General features: G+C 27.4%; 19 protein-coding genes. 8 read left to right on the top strand and 11 right to left on the bottom strand.

Going from position 1 to position 22,042, the window contains the following annotated elements; genetic code table 11:
* Positions 1 to 403: 403 nt before the first annotated feature.
* From PFY09_RS16825 to PFY09_RS16805, 5 genes are read right to left on the bottom strand one after another with little or no spacing between them, the layout of a single operon-like run.
* Positions 404 to 853 (bottom strand): JAB domain-containing protein, encoded by a 450-nt coding sequence (locus tag PFY09_RS16825; RefSeq protein WP_271160438.1) that lies wholly within the window; start codon positions 851 to 853, stop codon positions 404 to 406.
* 5 nt (positions 854 to 858) lie between these two features.
* Positions 859 to 1,233 carry a hypothetical protein gene (locus PFY09_RS16820; protein ID WP_271160437.1) on the bottom strand — a complete coding sequence of 125 codons (375 nt, stop codon included), beginning with the start codon at positions 1,231 to 1,233 and terminating at the stop codon, positions 859 to 861.
* Between the two features lie 39 nt (positions 1,234 to 1,272).
* Positions 1,273 to 1,911, bottom strand: coding sequence for a hypothetical protein (locus tag PFY09_RS16815; protein WP_271160436.1), 639 nt, complete (start codon positions 1,909 to 1,911; stop codon positions 1,273 to 1,275).
* Entirely contained in the window at positions 1,892 to 2,272 is a 381-nt protein-coding gene (locus PFY09_RS16810) for a hypothetical protein (protein WP_271160435.1), read from the bottom strand. The genes PFY09_RS16815 and PFY09_RS16810 overlap by 20 nt, the downstream gene beginning before the upstream one ends.
* Positions 2,273 to 2,289: 17 nt before the next feature.
* A complete protein-coding gene (locus PFY09_RS16805) occupies positions 2,290 to 2,865 on the bottom strand; it encodes a tetratricopeptide repeat protein (protein ID WP_271160434.1) in 576 nt (191 codons plus the stop codon).
* A 182-nt stretch (positions 2,866 to 3,047) separates the two neighbouring features.
* Between PFY09_RS16805 and PFY09_RS16800 the strand changes: the two genes are divergently transcribed.
* Positions 3,048 to 3,278: a helix-turn-helix domain-containing protein gene (locus PFY09_RS16800; protein ID WP_072958016.1), complete on the top strand. Its 231-nt coding sequence runs from the start codon at positions 3,048 to 3,050 to the stop codon at positions 3,276 to 3,278.
* A gap of 315 nt (positions 3,279 to 3,593) precedes the next feature.
* On the opposite strand, the gene PFY09_RS16795 is transcribed toward PFY09_RS16800, so the two are convergent.
* Complete coding sequence (locus tag PFY09_RS16795; protein ID WP_271160433.1) at positions 3,594 to 3,941, bottom strand: hypothetical protein; 348 nt, start codon at positions 3,939 to 3,941, stop codon at positions 3,594 to 3,596.
* Positions 3,942 to 4,183: 242 nt separating this feature from the next.
* Between PFY09_RS16795 and PFY09_RS16790 the strand changes: the two genes are divergently transcribed.
* From PFY09_RS16790 to PFY09_RS16760, 7 genes are all read left to right on the top strand, one after another.
* Positions 4,184 to 5,545: a DUF4365 domain-containing protein gene (locus PFY09_RS16790; protein ID WP_271160432.1), complete on the top strand. Its 1,362-nt coding sequence runs from the start codon at positions 4,184 to 4,186 to the stop codon at positions 5,543 to 5,545.
* Positions 5,545 to 7,104, top strand: coding sequence for an argonaute/piwi family protein (locus tag PFY09_RS16785; RefSeq protein WP_271160431.1), 1,560 nt, complete (start codon positions 5,545 to 5,547; stop codon positions 7,102 to 7,104). Before PFY09_RS16790 ends, PFY09_RS16785 begins: the two co-directional genes overlap by 1 nt.
* A gap of 3 nt (positions 7,105 to 7,107) precedes the next feature.
* Positions 7,108 to 7,827 carry a hypothetical protein gene (locus PFY09_RS16780; RefSeq protein WP_271160430.1) on the top strand — a complete coding sequence of 240 codons (720 nt, stop codon included), beginning with the start codon at positions 7,108 to 7,110 and terminating at the stop codon, positions 7,825 to 7,827.
* A gap of 11 nt (positions 7,828 to 7,838) precedes the next feature.
* Complete coding sequence (locus PFY09_RS16775) at positions 7,839 to 8,786, top strand: DUF2971 domain-containing protein (protein WP_271160429.1); 948 nt, start codon at positions 7,839 to 7,841, stop codon at positions 8,784 to 8,786.
* 5 nt (positions 8,787 to 8,791) lie between these two features.
* Positions 8,792 to 10,222 carry a hypothetical protein gene (locus tag PFY09_RS16770; protein ID WP_271160428.1) on the top strand — a complete coding sequence of 477 codons (1,431 nt, stop codon included), beginning with the start codon at positions 8,792 to 8,794 and terminating at the stop codon, positions 10,220 to 10,222.
* A gap of 70 nt (positions 10,223 to 10,292) precedes the next feature.
* Complete coding sequence (locus tag PFY09_RS16765) at positions 10,293 to 12,371, top strand: ATP-binding cassette domain-containing protein (RefSeq protein WP_271160427.1); 2,079 nt, start codon at positions 10,293 to 10,295, stop codon at positions 12,369 to 12,371.
* Positions 12,346 to 13,515 (top strand): HNH endonuclease, encoded by a 1,170-nt coding sequence (locus tag PFY09_RS16760; protein ID WP_271160426.1) that lies wholly within the window; start codon positions 12,346 to 12,348, stop codon positions 13,513 to 13,515. The genes PFY09_RS16765 and PFY09_RS16760 overlap by 26 nt, the downstream gene beginning before the upstream one ends.
* Here PFY09_RS16760 and PFY09_RS16755 read toward each other — a convergent pair.
* From PFY09_RS16755 to PFY09_RS16735, 5 genes are all read right to left on the bottom strand, one after another.
* On the bottom strand, positions 13,512 to 17,342 hold the full coding sequence (locus PFY09_RS16755) for a YobI family P-loop NTPase (RefSeq protein ID WP_271160425.1): 3,831 nt from the start codon (positions 17,340 to 17,342) through the stop codon (positions 13,512 to 13,514). The two genes, PFY09_RS16760 and PFY09_RS16755, sit on opposite strands and share 4 nt — an antisense overlap.
* 69 nt (positions 17,343 to 17,411) lie before the next feature.
* Positions 17,412 to 18,494, bottom strand: coding sequence for a DUF3871 family protein (locus PFY09_RS16750; RefSeq protein ID WP_271160424.1), 1,083 nt, complete (start codon positions 18,492 to 18,494; stop codon positions 17,412 to 17,414).
* The gene (locus PFY09_RS16745; RefSeq protein ID WP_271160423.1) at positions 18,472 to 19,350 is read right to left on the bottom strand and encodes an ATP-binding protein; all 879 of its coding nucleotides are present in this window, start codon (positions 19,348 to 19,350) and stop codon (positions 18,472 to 18,474) included. The genes PFY09_RS16750 and PFY09_RS16745 overlap by 23 nt, the downstream gene beginning before the upstream one ends.
* 88 nt (positions 19,351 to 19,438) lie before the next feature.
* A complete protein-coding gene (locus PFY09_RS16740) occupies positions 19,439 to 20,641 on the bottom strand; it encodes a site-specific integrase (RefSeq protein WP_271160422.1) in 1,203 nt (400 codons plus the stop codon).
* An 84-nt stretch (positions 20,642 to 20,725) separates the two neighbouring features.
* Positions 20,726 to 22,042 carry a DUF3987 domain-containing protein gene (locus PFY09_RS16735; RefSeq protein WP_271160421.1) on the bottom strand — a complete coding sequence of 439 codons (1,317 nt, stop codon included), beginning with the start codon at positions 22,040 to 22,042 and terminating at the stop codon, positions 20,726 to 20,728.

The following is a 22,042-nucleotide window of genomic DNA, read 5'->3' as shown; positions in this document are numbered from 1 at the left end:
TATAACCTGAAAATTTTCTTTGAAAAAACAGAAAAAGTTGCAAAGAAATCAAAATGGCCTATTTATGCTCATTACAAGCCAAAATTTACTTGCAAATTATGTGCAAATAAAAAAAGAGTTACAACTTAAAACATTGTAACTCTCTGATTTTTATCGTGGTCCCACCTGGGCTCGAACCAGGGACCACCTGATTATGAGACGATTAAATATAATTTTCATGCTTTTGCATTTATTTATATTCACCTGTTTTTCAATGATTTACTCATAAATAAAATGTAAATCCTTTTCATTTATTTGTATTTTTCTTCATTGACATAATCTAATTGTTGCAGTAATGTTGCAGCGAAAATAATTACTCTCTTGAAGCTAATGTAAACTTGCAAAATCTGCAATATTTGCAATTCTACAATAATCCATCGTCAGCAAAACTCATGTAACTTTCATTTGTTATGATGATGCTATCAAACAAATTAATATCCATAATCTTGCAGCTTTCGTTTAATTTCTTTACAATGTCCAAATCTGCTGAACTTGGTTTTAAATTACCACTTGGATGATTATGGACTAATATAATACCTTGAGCTAAGCATTTTAATGCTACTGATAATACAAGTCTGACATCTACCAAACTACTTGTTATTCCACCTTTGGATAAATTATAGATTCCTAATACACAGTTAGAATTATTAAGCAAGATTACTTTTACTTCTTCCTGCATTTCTATTGTTTCTTCATTCCAAAACTTTCTTATAATTTGGACAGCATCAAAGCTTGTAGCAATCTTTGAACTTGCAACTTTGTTAGGTTTGTAAGAAACCTGGATTTCAGAAACTTTTAATATAGTGTTATTCATTTTTTTTAGTTTAAATTGTTTTGTAATAGTTTATTCTGATACATTAATACAGAGAATTTCTTATCCTTTCTTAAAATCAACATCATATATTCTGGTAACTCAATATCCTGCATCTCTTCTAATTTCCGTTTTAAAAAATCTAAAATGTCACCTGGATATAGGAATTCTACTCTTATCAACACATCGGCATTAAAGTACATAAGAATGTGCTTTGTTCTTAGTTCTAAGACTTCATGTATCTCACCAAAGTATTCATAGGGTTCTAATGCCAATTCATTCTCAATAAATTCATAAGGCGGAATAGAAATTAAGTCAAATTCGTATTCTGTATATTCACTGTCAAGTTTAAAAATCAAGTAATCATAAATATTGTTTTTCATTAATATGAGGGTATAAAAAAACCACCCAAAAGGTGGCTGTTAATCAATTTTAGGAATTGGAATCATAGTTATAGCTACCTTCTGCATTTCCTCTTCTATTTCTTTTAGTTTTTCTGGATATATTTTTCTCTCATAAAATAGCATTTTAAATACATCATCAAATTCAATAAGGTTCTCATAATACTTTCTGTCAATACAAACTCCAAATTCTCCTATTGGCGAGTTTCCAAAGTGAGGATGAACTACCTCATCATCATTAACACTATAATCCAAATGGTCATAATAGAAAATAGCCAGTTTGTTATAACCAATCTCAAAGTACTTTATCAACCAATCTTTTAGGAGCGCATCATTATTACTACAAGTATTGTATTCTTCAAGTGCAACTTTACAAACTGCATCTAATTCCTGAACTTTTATACCATATTCAACTTCTTCGTAAAAGTTCGTAAAATATCTATATCTCTTAGTACAATACTCAGCTTCTTGTAAACAGTCATAAGGCAATCCTTCTTGTTTCCATTTCTGACATTGTTCACAAATAGTTTCAGAATAAGTCTTAACTTGTTTGTTTAAACCATGATATTCATACAGCCAATTCGCAACCTTCTGTAATGTAAAAGGATTGTCATTGAGTTCTTTTAGCCAGTTAAGTGATCTATTTATTTTTTCTTCCAATTCCTTTTCTAATTTTTAAAATTCTATCTTTTATATTATTAACTACTTCTTTTTTGTTATCTGCTATCACGAAAACTAAAATAATCAAACAAATCCCTAAGAAGAAGAGTCCAATAACAGTATAGATTATGAAGTGTAGAAAATCGCCAAACAACTCTCCAATATTTTCAGTAGTTTCATCTATGCCAAAAATGGCAGACATTAAAAGTAGTATTAATATTGGAGTTAAAGAGATTGATATTAAAACTGCCTTTTTCTCTTCCCGATATGAAAACCCAGACTTTGTAAGAAAGTATATCACAGGAGCACCAATGACAATTAAGCTTATGTAATATAAAGCATTGTTGAAGTCAAGATTCATTACTATACTTTTAATTATTACTTCTCTAAGCTTTTAATCAGTTCCTTGAGATTATTATCTCCTCTCCTGTATTGATAGGCTTTTTTATACCATTTAAGAGCTTGTTCCAAATTATCATTGTCCCTATAAGCTTGAGCAAGTAATAACATAAACTCTGAATCTTTAGGAGAAACCTTTAATCCTGCATAACAGATATTAGCAACAGCTTGATAATTCCCATCCTCCAGGTGGTTTATTGCAACTCTTTTTGATTCTTTCAAAAGCATTGCTAATTCAATTACATTGTTAATATTCTGATAAGGATTGTACATTTTGTCTTCTATAAATTCACCAGAAGAAGTTTTGTATTTAGTTGTTTCAGATTCCTTTGCTTTATTCAAGCCTTCTGCAAAACCTCTGTTATAACCATCATAATAGCTGGTACTCTTTTCATTTGCATTTGGAACAGGAGCAATAGGAGGAATTGGCTTTTGACAATTTAATCCCTTGTCATAGCAATATCCACCTTTATATCCATCATTGAAACCTGAATTAAAAGCTGTTTGTGCTAACGAAAAAACTGGGAATAGTAATAAGGGTAATATTTTCTTCATTTTATAAATTTTAAAGTTTTTCAAATATAGTAAATGTATCATTTATGATAACCATATAATTATCTTTTATGACCACTTTTGGCTATTAATATTAATAAACAAATTGAGTTAGAGTTTATCACATTTCCTTACGGTTTTCCGTAGTTAAAGTGTATTCTAATTTATTGTTTAATTCAGCCAAAGTGGATAAAAAAGAGTATCAAGTTGCAATAGGAAAGCGTATAAAACAGCTTAGAGAAAAGAAAAACATTTCTCAAGTTGAATTGGCTGCTTTATGCAACTTTGAAAAGTCTAATATGTCCAGGTTAGAAGCTGGGAATACCAACCCTACTGCATATACATTGCACATTATTGCTCAAAAGTTAGAAATTGAGACCTTTGAGATTCTTAAGTTCAAAACTTTACCTGAGTAAGTTTTAGCTATTTATAACTATCTCTAAATAACACCTGGAAAAGGATGAGTTTGTATTTTGTTGATATAAGAGCAACAAAGCATATATATATTTCCAGGTAAAACTCAAATAAGGAACGAATAATTGTGAATATCTTCGCTTTCCATCTGGATTCCAAATATTTATTTTCAGGTGAAGTATTAAATTCTCCTGCACACTTTTTCCTTACACTATATTATATAAAAGGAAATTTTGTGCAGCTAAAAAATAAAAATGTCCAGATTTTACCTGAACCTATATAAGACTCAACAGTAAAATTTGGACATTTTAGAAAATTTAATCAGCCATTGATAAGTTACCTGGAGCTGAATATACTTTGGAAGTAGTTAGTTCTTCTGCTCTGTAAACATATCTGTGAGATAGTGTAATGATTTCACCTGTATCTTGAATAGTGTACTCATAAGGCTCACATTCTTCTTTTACAATTGAACCAGGAAATTCTGAGCCAATTAGGGACTGACAGGTTTCTTCATCAAATGTAGATGTAATAGTGGCTTTCTTAGAGGTGGCATAATACATTCCTGTAGTTTTGCTTAATACCATCTCAATACCTCCTGAAACTTCAAGTACAAAGAACTCCTTGTTCTCTGCTACTCTTCTTTTGTAATTGATAATTCTTACCATTGTTTTTGATTTTGAGTTAGAAATAACACCACAAGAATTGAAATTAAACAGCACAAATAAACCCAGCTTTCAACTTGAATTTATATTGTTCCTGTAAAATTTTTGTTTTCTTAAAGGTGTGGGGGGAATCTTCTTTTCCTGAAGATGGGTGGGGGATTTTTAGCAAGGGAGTTTGTGAATAAATATTTTTTTTTAAAAATATTTTTATGGAAAATTCTGTAAATTAGCAATAAACATAACTAATGGCTAAAATAATCAGCCCTCAGCATATAACAGGGGAAAAGGGAGTTGTCAAATTTGCTTCCTTTTGTGTCAATCATTCTCCATACTTAATTTTTAGAGAAGAATCAAAAAATGATTTTGGTATTGATGGTGAAGTAGAATTAAGCTCAATTAATAATGATAATAAAATTGAAGCAACAGGACAAATTTTAAAGATTCAGTTGAAATCAACAGTTAATGGTGGAAGCTACATAACAGAAGACAAGCCAGATTCTTTTAAATTTATAGCAAACTCTAATGACATTGAATATTGGAATAAGCACTTATTGCCTGTAATTTTGGTTGTATATATTGAAAAAGAAGATAAGTTATTTGCTAAAACAATAGATAAGACTTTAGCATCAAGTAAGACTAATGTTAAAATTACCTTTGATAAGAAAACAAATCTATTAATTGAAAAACAATCAAATTTTAATGAAACTATTAATCAGAATTTTGTTGATAGAATTCAATTTGGAGTAAAAGAAAAAATATTTACAAATATCTTCACAATAGACTTCCCAAAGTTTATTTATAAATATGACTGCAAGTTTAAAAACAATAAAGCTATTTATGAGATTTTAAATGACGAAGGAATTGATTTTCCTAAATTTACTATCAAATCAAATTTTCTTTACACTTTCACAGATTTAAAAATAATATCACCAACTATTCTCGATAAAATTCTTAAAAATAGAAAGGCAATTGAAACTAATCTTCCTTTAAAATTTATTCAATCAAAGAAAGATCATAGAAATATCATTATAGAAATTATTAACTCCCATCTTAAAAACTTTTTTTACAAAAAGAGGATTAGCTATTATAAAGAGCACAATAGATTTTATTTCTCGCTAATAAATAAAAAACCTTTAAAAACCAAAGTTAAGTCTGAGAATAAATCAACAGAAGTTTATGAGCAAATTTCATATTCAAGTAAAGGTAAGCGTTATCAAAGAAGTGTTGTAAGCAAATACTATTACTTTGACACCTTCTTTTTCAAACATATTGGTTTTCAAATAAAGTATGAATGGTTTGATAATTTTTTAGTGTTAATAATAGAACCTAAATATCATTATTCGCAGGATGGTAAAATACCACTGGACAATCCAAAAAGAATTACAAGACTCAATAATCAAATTAAAGTTTCGGAGAGAAATGCACATTATAATAACCACATTACTTCACTCACAAATTATTTAGGTGGTAATTATTGGAAATCCACTGATGGTTTTGAAGAAATCGGATTTAAAAGGAAATTTTTTGATGTAAATTTTGGAATTAGAGAACTGAACCCTAAAAAGGTTTTTGATGAAGAAACGCAACAATTATCATTATTTGACTGATGGAGATACAATACTTAAAAGAACCACTAATTGAATTTGCAGAAGATTTTTTATGTGAAGACCCCAAAAAAGGTATTGAAGCTATGGGATTTTATTCTATAAGTAATAAATCACATAAATCGCAAATACAATATTCTGTAATTGGAACTAAAAAACAAATTAGTGATTATAAAAATTGGATTGAAAAATTTAGTAATCCGATAGAATCTACTATTAATTATAAGTTAAGCTCTTTGAAGGTCAATACTGATGATAGCGATGATGAAACCTTAGAAATTGAATCCTTTTTCGGAGAAGAGGATTTTGAAGGAAATTATATTGAAGATTTAGACAGTGGTGATATTATAAACAAGAAAGCAAATCCTGATTTTCCTGGCTTTAATTCTGATTCATGTTTTCAATGTGAGTTTCTAAATGATGGTGATGACTATGTTATTAATTCAAAAAATATTACAGAAATTTTAGACTCTGATAAAAAGCAGATTCAAAAACTCATCGACATTTCTGAATTATATACTAAATGCTACCTGGAACTAATAGAAAATTCTACAGGAAGACCTGATATAATTATAGTATTAATTGGTAAAGATGTTTTCAAGAAAATTGGAGCGTTTACATTAGGGAATGTCTTCCATAATCTACGAAGAAAAGTAAAAGCTGATATATTAGCTACAGATAAAAATATACCTATTCAGATAATATTAGAAGAGACAATTGATGGAACTAAAAAAAGTTTACAAGACTTATCAATGATTGCATGGAACTATTGTGTAGCTCAATACTATAAAACTGCAAATTGTACACCATGGACAATAAAGGATATAGATGCAGACACTTGCTATTTAGGTATAAGTTTCCACAAGATTAATGAAAATGGAAACAATCATTTGAGGTCAAGTATTGCTCAAGCATTTAATAAGGATGGTAAGGGGTTAGTTTTTACTGGTAAACAATTTGAATGGAGAAGTGAAAAAACAAGAGTTAGCACTCCACACCTTAAATATGATTATGCAAAAGAACTAATCATAAACGTTCTAAATCAATATAAACTCATAAATAAGCATACGCCAAAGAGAGTTGTAATACATAAAACCTCAGATTTTTGGGATGCTTACATTAATTCTGACTATAATGAACTCGATGGTATTATAGATGGAATAAAAGAAGTACTTGGAGATAATGTTGAATATGATTTGGTTACTATCAAAAGTTCACAATTAAGACTTTTAAGAAATAGTGACTATCCTGTATTGCGGGGTACTCTTTTAAAAGTTAGTAATGAAAAAGCTTACTTATATACCAATGGATTTATTCCATATTATGATACCTATCCAGGTGCTTATGTGCCCATGCCTCTTTCTATCGAAAACATTGGGGAAACACCTATTGTGGATATTTGCAAAGAGATTTTAGCATTAACAAAGATGAATTTCAATAATTGTAGCTATTGTGATGGATTACCAATTACCATTCAATTCTCGAAAAAAGTTGGTGAAATCATACAGTACTTCCCCAAAGACATTGAAAATCCACCAAACAAATATTTTTTTTACATGTAGATTATGAAGAGATTTATTACTTATTTTGATTTATTAGGATATAGAAATTTCTTAACTAATAATGATTCTGAATTACATCATAGAGTTATTACGCAAATGTACACACAAATTGATAGTGCACTTAATGAAACAGGAAATTATAAACAACTCCCAAATGGAGTTTTTGTAAACGATTTAACCAATAAGAAAGTTTCTTTTGCTAATTATTCAGACACGATAATACTTTGGACAGAAAGTGATTCCCAAGAAGAATTTGATTCAATTTTAAATGCAACTTATGAATGTAATTGGAGAATGAATGGTTATCATTTTCCCGTAAGAGGTGTTTTAATATATGATGAATTGTTTGATATGAACTATTCTGGTAAAGAAGGTGGATATCATATTAATACTTTTTATGGTAAAGGGCTAATTAATGCACATGATAAAGCAGAATCTCAGCAATGGGCGGGAATGTTTTTAGATAAATCCGTATTTGATAAAGTTAAACTTGACGATAATGTAAAGAATAAATGCATCGATTATTCTGTACCTTTTAAAGCTGGAAAATCAGAAGAATTCGCTTTCAGATTAGGACAAAATGTTAATGAAGAATCATTTAGAAATGTTAGTTCGCACATAGAAGAGAATTTTAAAAGACATAATAAATGGGAGGATATCCCCTCCCTTAAAGAGAAACTTCAAAATACAATAAACTTCCTCGAATATCTAATAAATAAGTAACAACTTATAGTATGAGATTATATAAATATCGAAGTAATTTTAAAAGAGATTTAAAGACATTGTCTAAAGGTCAAATTTATGCGCCGACATATGATAATTTAAATGATCCTTTTGAAGGTATTTTTAATGATAGTGAAGATAAAAGCATAATTGAAATCTTTAAACCATTTAGTAATGAAGCTGAAAAAAGCTATAATAGTGTTTTAGAACAATTATATAAATCAGGCATATACTCACTTTCTAAAAATTATGATAATGAAACTTTGTGGGCATTATATGCAGATTCACATAAGGGATTTGTAATAGAATATAACTTAACAACCCTAATTTCTGATTTTAATTTTTATGCAAATATACCTTTGGTTTATGAAGTAGATGTTGACTATAGAAATGAACCTGCAAAAAGCAATTTATTACTATCATCTTTAAAAAAAGAGTTTAACATCACACCTTTAATTGGAACAAAATCAAAACCTTGGGAAGTCGAAAATGAATTTAGATTAGTATTTGAAATGAGTGGTTTAATTAACATTAATTTTAATTCTATAACATCCATAATATTTGGTTTAAGAACAACTGATGAACATATTCATAAGACAATGAAGATGTTGAAAGGTAGGGGGATAAAATATTTCAAAATGAGTAAAATGGAAAATACATATAAATTAACAAAAGTTTCCATAGAAGATCAATTTCAAAATTTCAAAAGCATACCTAAAAGAGTTGTTGTAAAAGATATTGACATACCCAATGAATATGTTTATTTAAAAAAAGAAATTTTCAAAGTACTCAAAAACATTTTACAGCTTCCTAACATTACGGGTATATATAATTTTTATTTTGATAGTGAAGCTGTAAATCCTAAAATAAAGGTTTTTGCTACAACCACATTTGAAAAGATTCCTTTAAGATATTTTCAATATAAGGTAGAAAATAATAATATAGAATTAGATATATAATTTATATGAAACTCTACATTGATTGGAATGTTCTAAATGGAATTAAAAATGGACGATTTCAAGAATTCGAAAAAATAATTAGACAATCTGAAAAATTTGTCATCGTATATTCCACATCGCATATTTCCGATATAGCTTCAAGTTATTCACAAGAAAAGGAAAATCCAAACATTCAATCGGATTTAGAATTTCTTGCTGAAATAACAGACTGCATGTGTGTTTTTAATAATGGAAAAGAGATAGTTTTACAACAAAATGAACCTTTTCACATATTTGAGAATGAAATTGAAAGCAAAAAATTAACTGATGATTTTTCTTTCAATAGTATCTTCAATATTTTAGATGAGGATAATGAAAATACTGAGTTGGTTACACCATTAAAAACAATGTTGCAATCTCTTCCTGTTGATGGGTTGTTTAAAGATGCATTTGAAAACCCACAAAGTGCCGAAATAATGAATTCTATGCTTCCTGATCTACAAGACAATCCAACATTTGAAGGACTTTTTAATTCATTTGGAAAGATGTTGGAAAACCTTAATGAAAAAGAAGGGTATAAAGACTTAAAAACTCCTTTTAAACATTTAAATATTAATCAAGGAAAATTAACAAATCCTGATAACAATCCATTTGATGTTTTAAATGAAACTTACAAAAAATTAGGTATTGAGGAAAGTCCATTACAAAAAGATTATTTCGAGAAAGGCAAAAATGCACCAGTCTGGTTTGATGATATAACTTCAGCATATATTAGTTTAGATATGCATGGTTTTCATTCTGATGAAGTTAAAGTCACAGAAACAAAAAAGAAAACATTTAAAAACACTACCCAAGATTCTTTCCACACTGCATTTGCAAGTACTTGTGATTTTTATATTACAAATGACAAAAAGAACTATCAAAAAGCAAAGGCAATTTTTAAAGAAAAAAATATTTTCACTCAAGTTTTAAAAGCAGATGAGTTTATCAATTTTTATAAGGAAAATCTTGAAAAGGTTGATTTTATTGCAAGTTGGAACAAATTTGAACAAGTAGCAAAGTCAGGAAAATTCTACGATATTTCAGATAAAAATAATCCTGATGATTTAAACCAAGTCCATTTTTCTACTTTCAACTATTTTGGATATTTTAATAGAATATATCTTTTCAATTCTGATGAAGATAAAAATTCAATCAGTTTTATGTTTGGTAAAGAGTTACCGACAAATTGTTTGGGTGTTTTTTACAAGGAAATTAAAGAGATGGTTAAAATTATAGTTGATTATTTAGGAACTGATAGTAATGATAAAGGATATTTTGATGAATCAGAAATTGATGAAAATAATCATTGGAGTGGTAGAATTTGGGATTTTGAAAAATTTCAATATAGATTGGTTCAAGATAAAAGATACTTTCAATTTTACTATGACCTCAATATAAATAACCACAACAATTAAATACTTATGTACTACAATAAAAAATAGTGTAATAATTTTAAAACTAATAACCAGAAATATTTTTATAAACATGTCATTTAAATTACTTGCAATTCGCCCTCTTGATGGTTGTGGCTCAAAATTTTTAAAAAATCTTCAACCGAATAGAATTTATAAGTTTTATAATGAATATATATTTAACTCAGATAATAAAAGGATAGATTCTTATGATAAAGACATAATCATTTATTCTGAGATAGATAAAATAGAAAATTCAAATTCAGCATTAAATGATTTTTTTGGGGATAATATAAATGTATCAGCAATTGTAGGAAAAAATGGTAGTGGGAAAAGTACTTTAATCAATTTAATAGTTGCATCACTTAATCAATTTGCATTGCAATTACAATCTGATGGTAAAATAATAACAACCGCCCATTTAATGACGACTGGTAAGTTAGAAATTGAAAAAGTTTTTTGTGAGTTATTCTATGAAATTGATTCTGTATTTTATATTCTTACGGTAAAAGATACAGTGTGTAGTATTAAGGAAATTGGTACAGATCAAAACCACAGTTTTAACAATTTTTTCTACACAAACATTATCAACTATTCTATCTATGCGTTTAATTCTTGGGAGTTAGGGGATTGGATTGATGAACTTTTTCATAAAAATGATTCTTACCAAATACCTCTTGTTATCAATCCTAAAAGAGAAAGAAAATCAGACCGTATGGCTGGAATGATTGATGTGAATAATGAAAACTATTTATTGCAACAAAGATTGTTAGCCACAATAATTTCAAACCCAGATTACAGTATTACCGATAATCTAAGGATTAATAATTTAAAATTAATTACAAAAAGTAATAGAAAGTTTCGTGCACATGCACCTGATTTAAATAATAATTTGAAAATATTTGATGAAGATACTAATATTGAAGCATCATATTTAGAATTGTTAGAAAAAAATTATGCCTTTACCTTTAGCCTCAGTAATACAGATGTTCCACCACGACTTTATAGTAATTTATTGAGATTACTAAACGAATTTAAAAAACACTTTGAAATTTCACATATAAATATACCTAATTTACAGAGCAGATTAGATTTATATATTTTATATAAAATTACAAGTATTTGTGATAAATATATTCCATATCAAGATTTTATTGGAGAAGATAGTATTTATGGTACTTTAAAAAGTTATCATATTTTATTTGAAACTTTTTTGGAAAAATTTTCTGATAGTAATAGTCATATTGTTGTAAAATTAAAACAAATTGTAAATTTTATGCGATATTATGATACTATTTGGAAGCATTATATTCTGGAAGAGAAAGAGAATTTCATTCCAATATCAGACCTATCCACTTCTTTAATTGAAAAATCAAAAGAAGGCACTGCATTATTAGAGTTATTACCGCCCCCTATATTTGAAACTAAGCTTTTTTATAATAAATCAATTGATATATTAGATATTATTAGTTCTGGTGAAATGCAACTCATTACTTCAACTTCTTCAATTTTATATCATCTTAATAATCTAAATTCTGTTGAAGAAGAAAATGGATTAATAGTAAAATACAATTATATTAATATTATATTAGATGAAATAGAACTATATTTTCATCCTGAATATCAAAGAAAGTACATCAATAGGCTTCTAACAGACTTAAAAAGTTTTAATTTTCCGGATTTGAAAGGTATAAATATTCTTATTATTTCCCATTCACCATTTATTTTATCAGATATTCCAAAACAGAATATATTATTTTTAGAAGTAGATAAAAATGTTAATTTTTCAATATCAAAAGAATACCCATCTGACAATACTTTTGGTGAAAATATACACGAAATTCTATCTAATGGCTTTTTCTTAGAAGAAACTATGGGAGCATTTGCAAAAAATAAAATTCATGAGTTTTTAGAGTTTGACGAGTACGCAGATAATGCAAAAAATAATTACTTATCAAAAAGAGATAAGTTTGAAATTCTTATTAATCTTATTGGGGAGAATGTTATAAGACAAATTCTCAAAAATCACTTATTAAGATTGGATCAGAAATTTGAATATTCAGGTAATATTGAAGCTCTTAATCAAGAAATTGAAAGATTACAAAACTTAAAAACACAATTAGAAAATGCACAAAATAAATTACCCAACTAATATTTTAAAATTAGAAAATTTTAAAAAAGAGTTTCAGAATCTTATTTTGAAAAGTAGTAAAATTGATATTCTTAAAATCCAAAATTTTCTTAATTCTATTAGATTAACAGTTCCCTTCAAAGAGCTTATAATAATGCCACTTGAAGATTTAATAAAATTACCCCCATTATCAGAAACTGATATATTTGATGGATTATCAGATGAGGAAAAAAAAGCAAAAAAGGAAGAACTAAGATTATATTTCAATTACTCAAAATTTCAACAAGATGAATTCTCAAAATTTTTCAATACTTATTCAACATCATTAGATATTACTGGTTGTAGCTATTGTGGAATTGATTTTATAAATGCCTATATCCCATTAGATAATGATTACAGAGATTTTGAACACTTTATGAAAGAATGTACCAAAGAAGATTTAATGAAAATTCATGGTATAGGAGATGTAACATCAGATGACATTATTAGTAACTATAAAGGGAAAATTTTAAAACATTCCAATATAAATACTGGTAATAGTAAATATATCAATAAGATATTACTTCAGCTTACAGATGTGTCAGGTATATTAAAATTTGATTTGTTCAAAAACGAAAAGAAAAATCATTTTACTTTAGATCATTTGTTGCCACAGAGTGAATATCCATACTTGAGCCTAAGTTTATTCAATCTTGTACCAAGTTGTTACAGTTGTAATTCCAAGCTTAAAAATGATAAAAAAATTTATTCGAATTTAGACGAATTATTATTCACCTCACCAACAGGCTTAAAAACAATCAGTGACATACTATTCAAAATTTACTTTAAGACAGGATTTGATAATAAAAATTTACCTAAAGAACTAAATGAGTATTCAGTAAAAATTGAATCTCCTTATACAGAATATTTTAAAGTTTTTAATTTACAAGGTAGATATAATTTCCATAAAAATATATCTCATGAACTTATTTCTAAGAGACGGATATATTCAGATTCTCAAATTAAGGAAATTTTTAAATTATTTAATGATAAAGGAAAACCTATTTCCGAGAATGAAATTAAGACCCAAATATTTGGGTCTGATATTTTTACAGAAAATAGTAATAAACCATTTCAAAAGTATAAAAAAGACATTGCTAAGCAGTTAGAAATAATTCCTCTTTAGTCATGATAGCTCACTGTTATTTTTGAATCTTTATCTCTTAAATATGTTCTTTTAATATAGCCCATTTGCTGAAGGTTTTTTAATGCTTCAGCATTTTCTTCTGTATTTGGAAGCTCAAATTTTTCCTTATTCAGAACTTTAGAGTAAGGATTACCAATTAATTCAATTGATTCATTCATTAATTGACCAGATATATATTCTTTATCAAAATTAAGGTATCGAATTTTAGCAGATTGCTTTAACGTAGATTTCACAACACAATTTAAAAAATACTCAGAAAAGGAATGAAACTTTTGCTCATAAAAATTTATTAAAACCTTAATCAAAAACATTTCGTCTTCTGAACTATAACTTTTATCTTGCGTTAAATGATCAAAGATTTGTTTCTTTAAAAAACCCGAAATATTGGATGTCAAAATAGTAATCCAAGTGTAAATCAATAATACCAATGAATCATATGAGTTCTTAAGTTCTTCTTCATTCTTTTCAACAAATAATTCTAAATCTTTACCATGTAACTCAGATAAATTTTTATTATTAAAAACAATTAAATCATTATCAATTAAAATATTTATTCTACTGGATTTTTCAATTACAGAAGCATCATCAAAATTCTTCGTCATGGAATGAACCAAGTTATTAAATGACTCTTCTGATATCGCAGAATTTACAAGTGAAATATTAAATCTTTCGATAGTATCAGATACAATCTCCTCCTCTTCATTTAAAAAATGATCAATACATTTATCACTTAGTATTTCAAAATTAGGTTTGAAATTTAAAAACTCAATAAGAACATCATCGATTTCTTCAGATTTAGATTTATAGTATAGTAAAACATTTTTCCAACTTGGTTCTATCTTTTTCTCAATCATTAAAGTAGACCAAAATGTACTATTTTCTATTTCTGAGATATTTGAGAGTTTAAAGTTTAATTTTTCTATCAATAAATCAACATTTTCAGGTTTAACATTAGAATTGTTAATTAAACTTACAACGACATTAATTTCTTCTTCAGTATTATTTTCAAGTTTCAATAAAACCTGCTCGACATATTCATTTATATTATTATTAATATTTTGTTTTAAGTATGTAACGCTTGATTGTAATAGATAAGAATAGTTTGCTGTTTTATAATCCAAATCAATATTTTGAGAATTTACTTTTTCTAAGAAGAGGTTTATATTACTTATATTTATTTTATAAAGGTTATATTCAATTACTTTTATGACTATTTCGAAAATAATATCTCCATATTTTATTTTATTGAATTTGACACCTAAGACTTTTAATTTGTCAATTAATTTTTCCTTAGTTTCTTTTTCAAAATTATTCAGTAAAAAATCATCATAGTTATTCAGAAAGGCGTTTATTTTCTTCTCCTTATTAAGAAGTTTGATTGTTTCAATATCAAGATATTTCACTATAATATCTAAAACTCTTCTTTTCTTTTCAATAGTGAATTCTTCTCTACTATATATTAAATTCCAAAATCCTTCCCATATTGATATTTTTCTTACAAATTCTATAATTGTTCCATTTAAATCGGAAAACTCAATATATTTTTCGATAAATTGAACAGATTTATCTTTTTCACTACTTAATACAACAATAAACTCATCAAGCTTGCTTGAGATATTTTCATTGTCTCTATAATTAATAAGTAGGTAATCAAGAATATAGAAATTTAGTACGGATTCCTTTTTAAAATTGTTACTACCTAATTCAGAAATAAAATTCTTTGTTTTATCAATGCTTTCATTAAAGTCTGTTATTCCATCCTGAATAATTCTTAATTTTAAGTTATTGTCTTTTTCACTTATTGATTCAGGATAAAACAACGAAACATAAGTCGAGTAATTTTCATCAACATATTTATTCGTTATTAAAACCTTTAGAAGGCTATAATGCAGGTTAGTTTCTTCATCACTAATTTCATTTAATGCCATTTTTTTAACTTCAATTTCATTTGAAAATTCTTCTTCTACAGAATCATTTTCTAATGATGGCTTCTGTTCAATATTCAACTTTTTATAACTATTAAAGATATCATCAAAATAATTATCAATTTTAGCTCTCTCAGATTTTTGAAACAGTTGGTAGATAGACGAGTTTTTTAAATTATTAATTTCAGCTTGAATCTTATCTATAATAATTTCGTTATTTTTTAATTTATTATTAGATTTATGTATTATTAATTGTTTTCTTTCTTTATAAGGTTTTGGTGACACTTTTGCTTCTATATCACTGAATCTTAGAAATTCTTTCCTTATGTGATAATGCGATATCGCATTCAGCTCAACCATTCTTTCAAAACTCTCAGTAGTAAGCAAATCTTTAAATTCAATCTGAGAGTCGCCCAAATAATAAATATTTGCATTCTTGCTTAAAAGTAATATCTCATATAAATATAGCTTCCGTAATTCTTGGATATTATCTTGTTGTTCGTTAAGTATTGCTTTATTTTCAATTTTTAGGTCACTGATTTTATTTTCTAAAATTGCTTTCAGCTCAGAATAAAAATGAATTTTATTCTGAAAAATTGAATAAATTACTCCGTGTTTGTTTTGCAAACATTTAAATTCATTTGGATATATATTTTTCAAGACTACTAATGAAAATAAGCTATTCCCATTGATATCAGAATTCTCGTTAAATTTAATTTTATAGTAAGTTCTGAACTCATTTATAATATTGATAAGACTTCTCATATCATTTATATATGGAGCTATATCATAGATAATATCTTCAGAAATAATGTTATTTTCGATAAAATCCTTCTTGAGTCTTTTAATAAATTGTGTACTTGAATTACTATAATCAATTATTGGTATGATCGGAATTATTAGGTCGAAAAATTTTGTTTTTTCATCATTTCTACTAAATAACTCATCTTTCACAGCATAAACAAAAGTTACTTTTTGGAGAATATCCTTTGAATTATTTATAAGTATATTTAACTCTCTTAATTTTATAAAAGTTTCTGCAGCAGATTCAAATCTGTCAATATCTTCTATAAAAACAACTTGTGTTTTAGTCTTTTCAAAAAAATATATTAACTCATCAATATGTTTATTAATTATCGAAATATCATTATGTTCCTTCGGTACAAATTCTGCGTCACTAAAACTTATTTTATTGATTTTTAGTTTAAAAATTTGTCTAAACAACTTCTTCAGTATGAGAAAGAAGCCTGTCAAAAAGATAAATTTTATTAATAGATTATAATATGAAAATTCTATCTTATCAGTTAAAATTAATTTATTATATATTTTATCGAAGAATATATATAATATTGAATATATCCAAATAATGAATAAAATAGCTTTTAATAAAATAAATCTATCATTATTAATACGTTCAAATCTTGAATCCTTCAAATTTCTCTTCTTCTCAAAATACAAAATTTGTTGAACAATACTTGTCTCAATATCAATCTCCTTTTGTTCATTTTTTTCAAACTTTCCAAGACTGATATCTAATGTTTTAAACTCCGGATTATTCTTCTTGAAAAGATTAAGAATTGTGCTTTTTCCTGTGCCAAAAGAACCAGAAATTGCAATATTTTTCACATTTTGATTTAAAATTCCCCATCTTATAGACTCTAAATAAGTTTTTAGGTTATAATTATCTTCATCTTCTTTAACAATGAATGGTGTAAGGTCTTCTAAATGATTGTAATTAGGATTATTTTTAGTTAGAATTTTGTTTTTTCTTTTTCCCAAACTAAAAATTGCTTTTGACAGAGCATTAAAATAAATTTCTGTCATCTGATTTTTAAGGGAAATGTAATTCTCATTTATTTTGTTTAAAATTACTTTTAGCACAAGTTATAGTTTTTTGCAAATTACAAATTATTAGGAAATTCTGCCCTACATTTCTGTAGGACAGTTCCTCTAACTCAAAAACCAATGATAATCAGAACTACCATTGAGACTTTGTTGAATACCTTTAGTGAAATAAAAAGCATTCAAATTTCTATCTAAAAATGTATCTATATAACTGCTCTTATTAGCTTGTGTAAAAAGATTGTAGAGATTCCATAGGTTTATATCTCCAGAAATATCTCTACAGAAACTTTCATCTTCATAATAATCTTTTGTAATGGCGTTGATATGACCATCAGTAAATTGGAGTAATGGTATCTTTAATTTTTCTCTTTTAGGTAAATGCTGATATAATCTTGTTCTACCCAACAATTGAGCAAATTGATGCTCAGTTAATGAATAATCAGCAAATTCTTTCAATTCGGATAAATGTTTCTCTGCATTATAATTGTTAAGTACCTGGAATATTTTAGATTGTAGTTCCTCATAAGAGCTAACCTTCAAATCATCAACAAACCCATCACTCCAAACACAAAGATTACAGCATACTTTATTCTGAAAACCAACAAAGAATTTAAACTTCTCAAAAGTTTTCTTATTATACAGATTCTCCTGATTATAGGCTCTAACTCCGCCAATTGTTAATGATAGTTCATTACCGTTAATAACATCTGTAATTGCAGGTATTTTAACAATAAAAGCCATCCTTTCATAATAAATAGTTTTCTCATGGTCTAACAAATCCTTCACATTCTTATAAATAGCACCTGGAGTCCTACCTTTAATTTGATGAGAAACCCTTATTTCAGGTTCACTGATAGAATGATTAGGAAATACATTAGCAATGCAATTTTGGGATATTTCTATGAATTCCTGGTGACTAATGGTCTTCTCATTGTCTTTGCTGAATACAGGTATGATGCATTCATTTTTCAAATGCTGTAAATGAATCTCCTGCGTATTGGCTTCTATAAAAGGTTTGTTAGCATATTCAATTTGAGCTTGTAAAGATTCTGAGTGAATTCGCAAGTTACCTGGAACTGGAATATATGTATCATCTCCAGGTAACATTTCAATTATTGTGTCGCTGACTGGTCTTAAATCAAAAGCCTGCTCTAATGTGGCAGGCTTAATGTGTCTTAGTGTGTCCATTTGTCGAATAATTTTTAGGATTGGATAGTTGTATTAAGAAACTCTTTTTCTCTTCATAATGAGTTTTAAGGTTTTCTTGAAATTCGGGATATTGTTTGTACAAAGCCAGTAATTCAGCTATATTATTACAGTATTGGATTTGTTGAATTATCTGCTCTTCATTAAGAATATGCTGGTGTCCAGGTGTTCCACTATTACACCAATCTAAAATCAGTTTCCCAGTCAATTCACTTATCTGAAATTCAGGTTTCCCCATGAATAAGCCTGTTCTGTCTTTACTTGATACTGCAAAATGTTTTATATCAATGTCAAAAACCAAAGTAAATTCGTAATCCAATCCATCTCTTTGAACTGATTTCAGACCTACTTTTTCAGGAATGTATTTACCATCTTTTTGATTAAGTACATAGTCCTGTTTAGTTCTCATAGTGGCAATAATATGAGCATTGGCTTGAAGAATCTTATCTACAAATGCCTTTTGTCTTGGTGTAACCTTTGCCCAGTTAGTAAAGCTGTTTCCTGCTAATTTGGAATGAAAATCTAATAGTTCATCCCATTCATGAGAAATGGAATCAATAATAATAACCTCTATTCCTGCATTTTCACAAACTTCAATAGCTTTAATATAATTCTCAGGTGTAAATGGAGGTGACATTGTCAAAACATTGTAGTTACCTAAATGAGCATATAAATCAGCACTTCCATTCTCTGTATCAATTACAGCTACTTTTGACAAGTCACCATTTGTCAGTCCTTGTGCTATAAGTAAGGAAGAATAAGTTTTCCCTGTTCCTGATGCACCTTGCAGAGCCATTTTGATTTTGGCTCTTTTTCTTTCGCTTTGCCTTAATTGCATAATATTTTTTGTTTAATGATTAATATTTAAAATGAAAAAAGGTTAAGCAAATTTGCCTAACCTTTCCTCCTACTTTTAATAGTTAAGATTATAAATCATCTAATGTTTTTACAGCATCATCTAATACATCACTGCCAAACTCTTTCAGATAAGTCATTGTAACCTGAACATTGCTATGTCCCATCAATTCAGAAATTATATCTGTACTTGCTCCCCTATTCTTCATAATTGTTGCAAAACTATGTCTTGCAACGTAAGAAGTTAAATGAGTTTCAATTTTAGCTATCTTAGCTATCTCCCTAAGCTTATTGTTGAATCTTGAAAGTATCTTATGCTTTCTATTTTCAATCTGCAAAGGTGTCATTTCATTGTGGAGCAAAATGGGAAATACATACTCTGATTTATTTCTATTACTATAGTAATTAATAATATCCTTTGCTTTATTATTCAATTCTAAACTAAAATCTCCTTTTGTTTTTGAACGAGTATAAATGATTCTATTATTTTTAATATCAGATTTTTTCAGCTTCATCATATCAACAAAATTCATCCCTCGTGTATAAAATGAAAACATAAAATAATGATAAGCTTCCAACAATTCAGGTCTATCAGACAAATCAACATTTTTAAATTTTCTAAAATCCTCTTCCGTTAATGCTCTTTTCTTAGTTTTTATTTTTAGTTTTGAAATCAAATATTCATCAAATGGATAATCTTCTTTTGACATTATTTTCCTTTGAATTGCTTTATTAATTAATGACCTTAATTCCCTCATTTTAAAGGCAATACCACCATCTATATTCCCTCTTGACCTCATATCAACTTCAAACTTTTCTAAGAACTCAGGAGTTATATCAGTAAATTTAATCTTATCATTAGAAAACTTTAAAAGTGCATTTTTAGTTTCGCTATAAGCCCTTGCATTACCAAGCCTATGAGCTGTAGTTAGTTCATCAATAATTTCATCAAAAAAAGGAATTACTAATTTTTTATTTATTTGTTTTCCTCTAAATTTATCTTCAAATTCCTCGAGAGAAAAATCTTTATCATCCAACTGAAAATCTCTAACTATATCTTCAGCTTTGACTTTAATTTTATTAAGAATCTTATTTTCAGCTTTGTAATTTTGATGTCCTTTAAGAAACTGTTCATTTTCAAAATTTGCTTTATAGCATTTTAAACCAATATTTATCTTTTTTCTTTGACGTGCTTTTATGATTTGTAAATAAACAGAGTATTGACCATTGGACATAGGTCTACTGTCAAGCACTATTTTAATACTTGTATTCATCTATTTTAATTTTAAAGTTTAGGAAAAACTGCCCAAGAAGCTGGGCAGTTAAATTAAATTGCAGAAACTGCAATAATTGCAGGTTTACACCATCTTTCTATCTCTGCGATATTCACCATGTTTGACCGGAATAATTATTTTCTTTTTTTTCCATTGGCTTAATTTATCGTCAACCGTTCTGGTTGGAATACCTAAAGTTTCACCTTTTTGTATTGCTTCCGCTCTTGTAAAAGTTGATGGTAATGAAAAAAGAAATTGCTCATCATTTTCTGATAAGAATGAATCATCAAATGAATTAAATGTTACTAATGAATGTTTTAATAATGTCTTTGTAATTCTTATAGCTAAGATAAAATCAACATTTTCACATAGCAACTTTTTACCTTCTATAGTTTTATCTAAATTTCTTAACGCTGATAAAATCATTGCGATTCTATAACATATAAGACCATGTCTACGTAAATTAGATAAAAATGAGTGAGAATGTCCGTTTATAATTGTCTCATGTAAAATCTCAAATTCTTTTGTAAAAGCTTTATTTTGTGACTCTGTAAATAAAAATTCTATTTCACAATCTAATTCTTTCAGCTTCCCATAAAAATCAAATATTACAGAAGCTTCATTTTGAAATATAGTGTTGATATCATTTGTTTTCTTTAAAAACAAATCAGATTTAAATCCAGAGATCTCATCAAAAGAATAAACAATAAACCTGGAAAACAATCCATTCTCTTTAGACTTTATTAAACTTTTGAGCTGTTGTGGTGTTCCACTTAATAATATTGATAATTTTGGTTCTTTTATATCAACAAAAATATTCTCTAATTTTCTGCTAATTGATAAAGGCTCGTGATGAAATGCCTTACGCAATACATCAGAATAATTACTCCAATCATTATTTAGCATAATACTCATTGTATCCGCCTCAGATTCTATTATAACTAAACCGTTCTTTGATTTAGATAAATAGGAGTACATTTCCGCAGTTGAAATATTGGCAGGCAAAATCTTGATTTCAGGTGAAGGACAATTTTCAAAATCTCTTTCTTTCGCTTTTTTCTTTTCTTCTCTACATTCTTTCTGCTCCTGAATGCTTAATTCCAATAATCTATCGTGAATTTTCTCAATTAAAATCCTTGACTTATTCATAACGCCTTTGCCAGATGCAGCAGGCGCAATAATCATTGAATAAAGATTCGAATAGACTTTATCACTATCATAAACTCCATAAACATTAGGTAAACATGCACTTAACACAGATAATGAAGATACTAATACTATATCTCTTTCTCTTCCTTCAAAATTATTTGTTAGATTTTTCAATACAGAAGGTAATAATTTAAAGACTTTATCATCAAGCATTTCATTAACAATTCCATTATTATATTTAACTTCTTCCAT

Origin of the sequence: Chryseobacterium gambrini, assembly GCF_027920505.1 — a bacterium.
GTDB classification, from domain to species: domain Bacteria; phylum Bacteroidota; class Bacteroidia; order Flavobacteriales; family Weeksellaceae; genus Chryseobacterium; species Chryseobacterium gambrini.
Note: the sequence above shows the minus strand (reverse complement) of the source record. Positions and strands in the feature narration are given on the sequence as shown.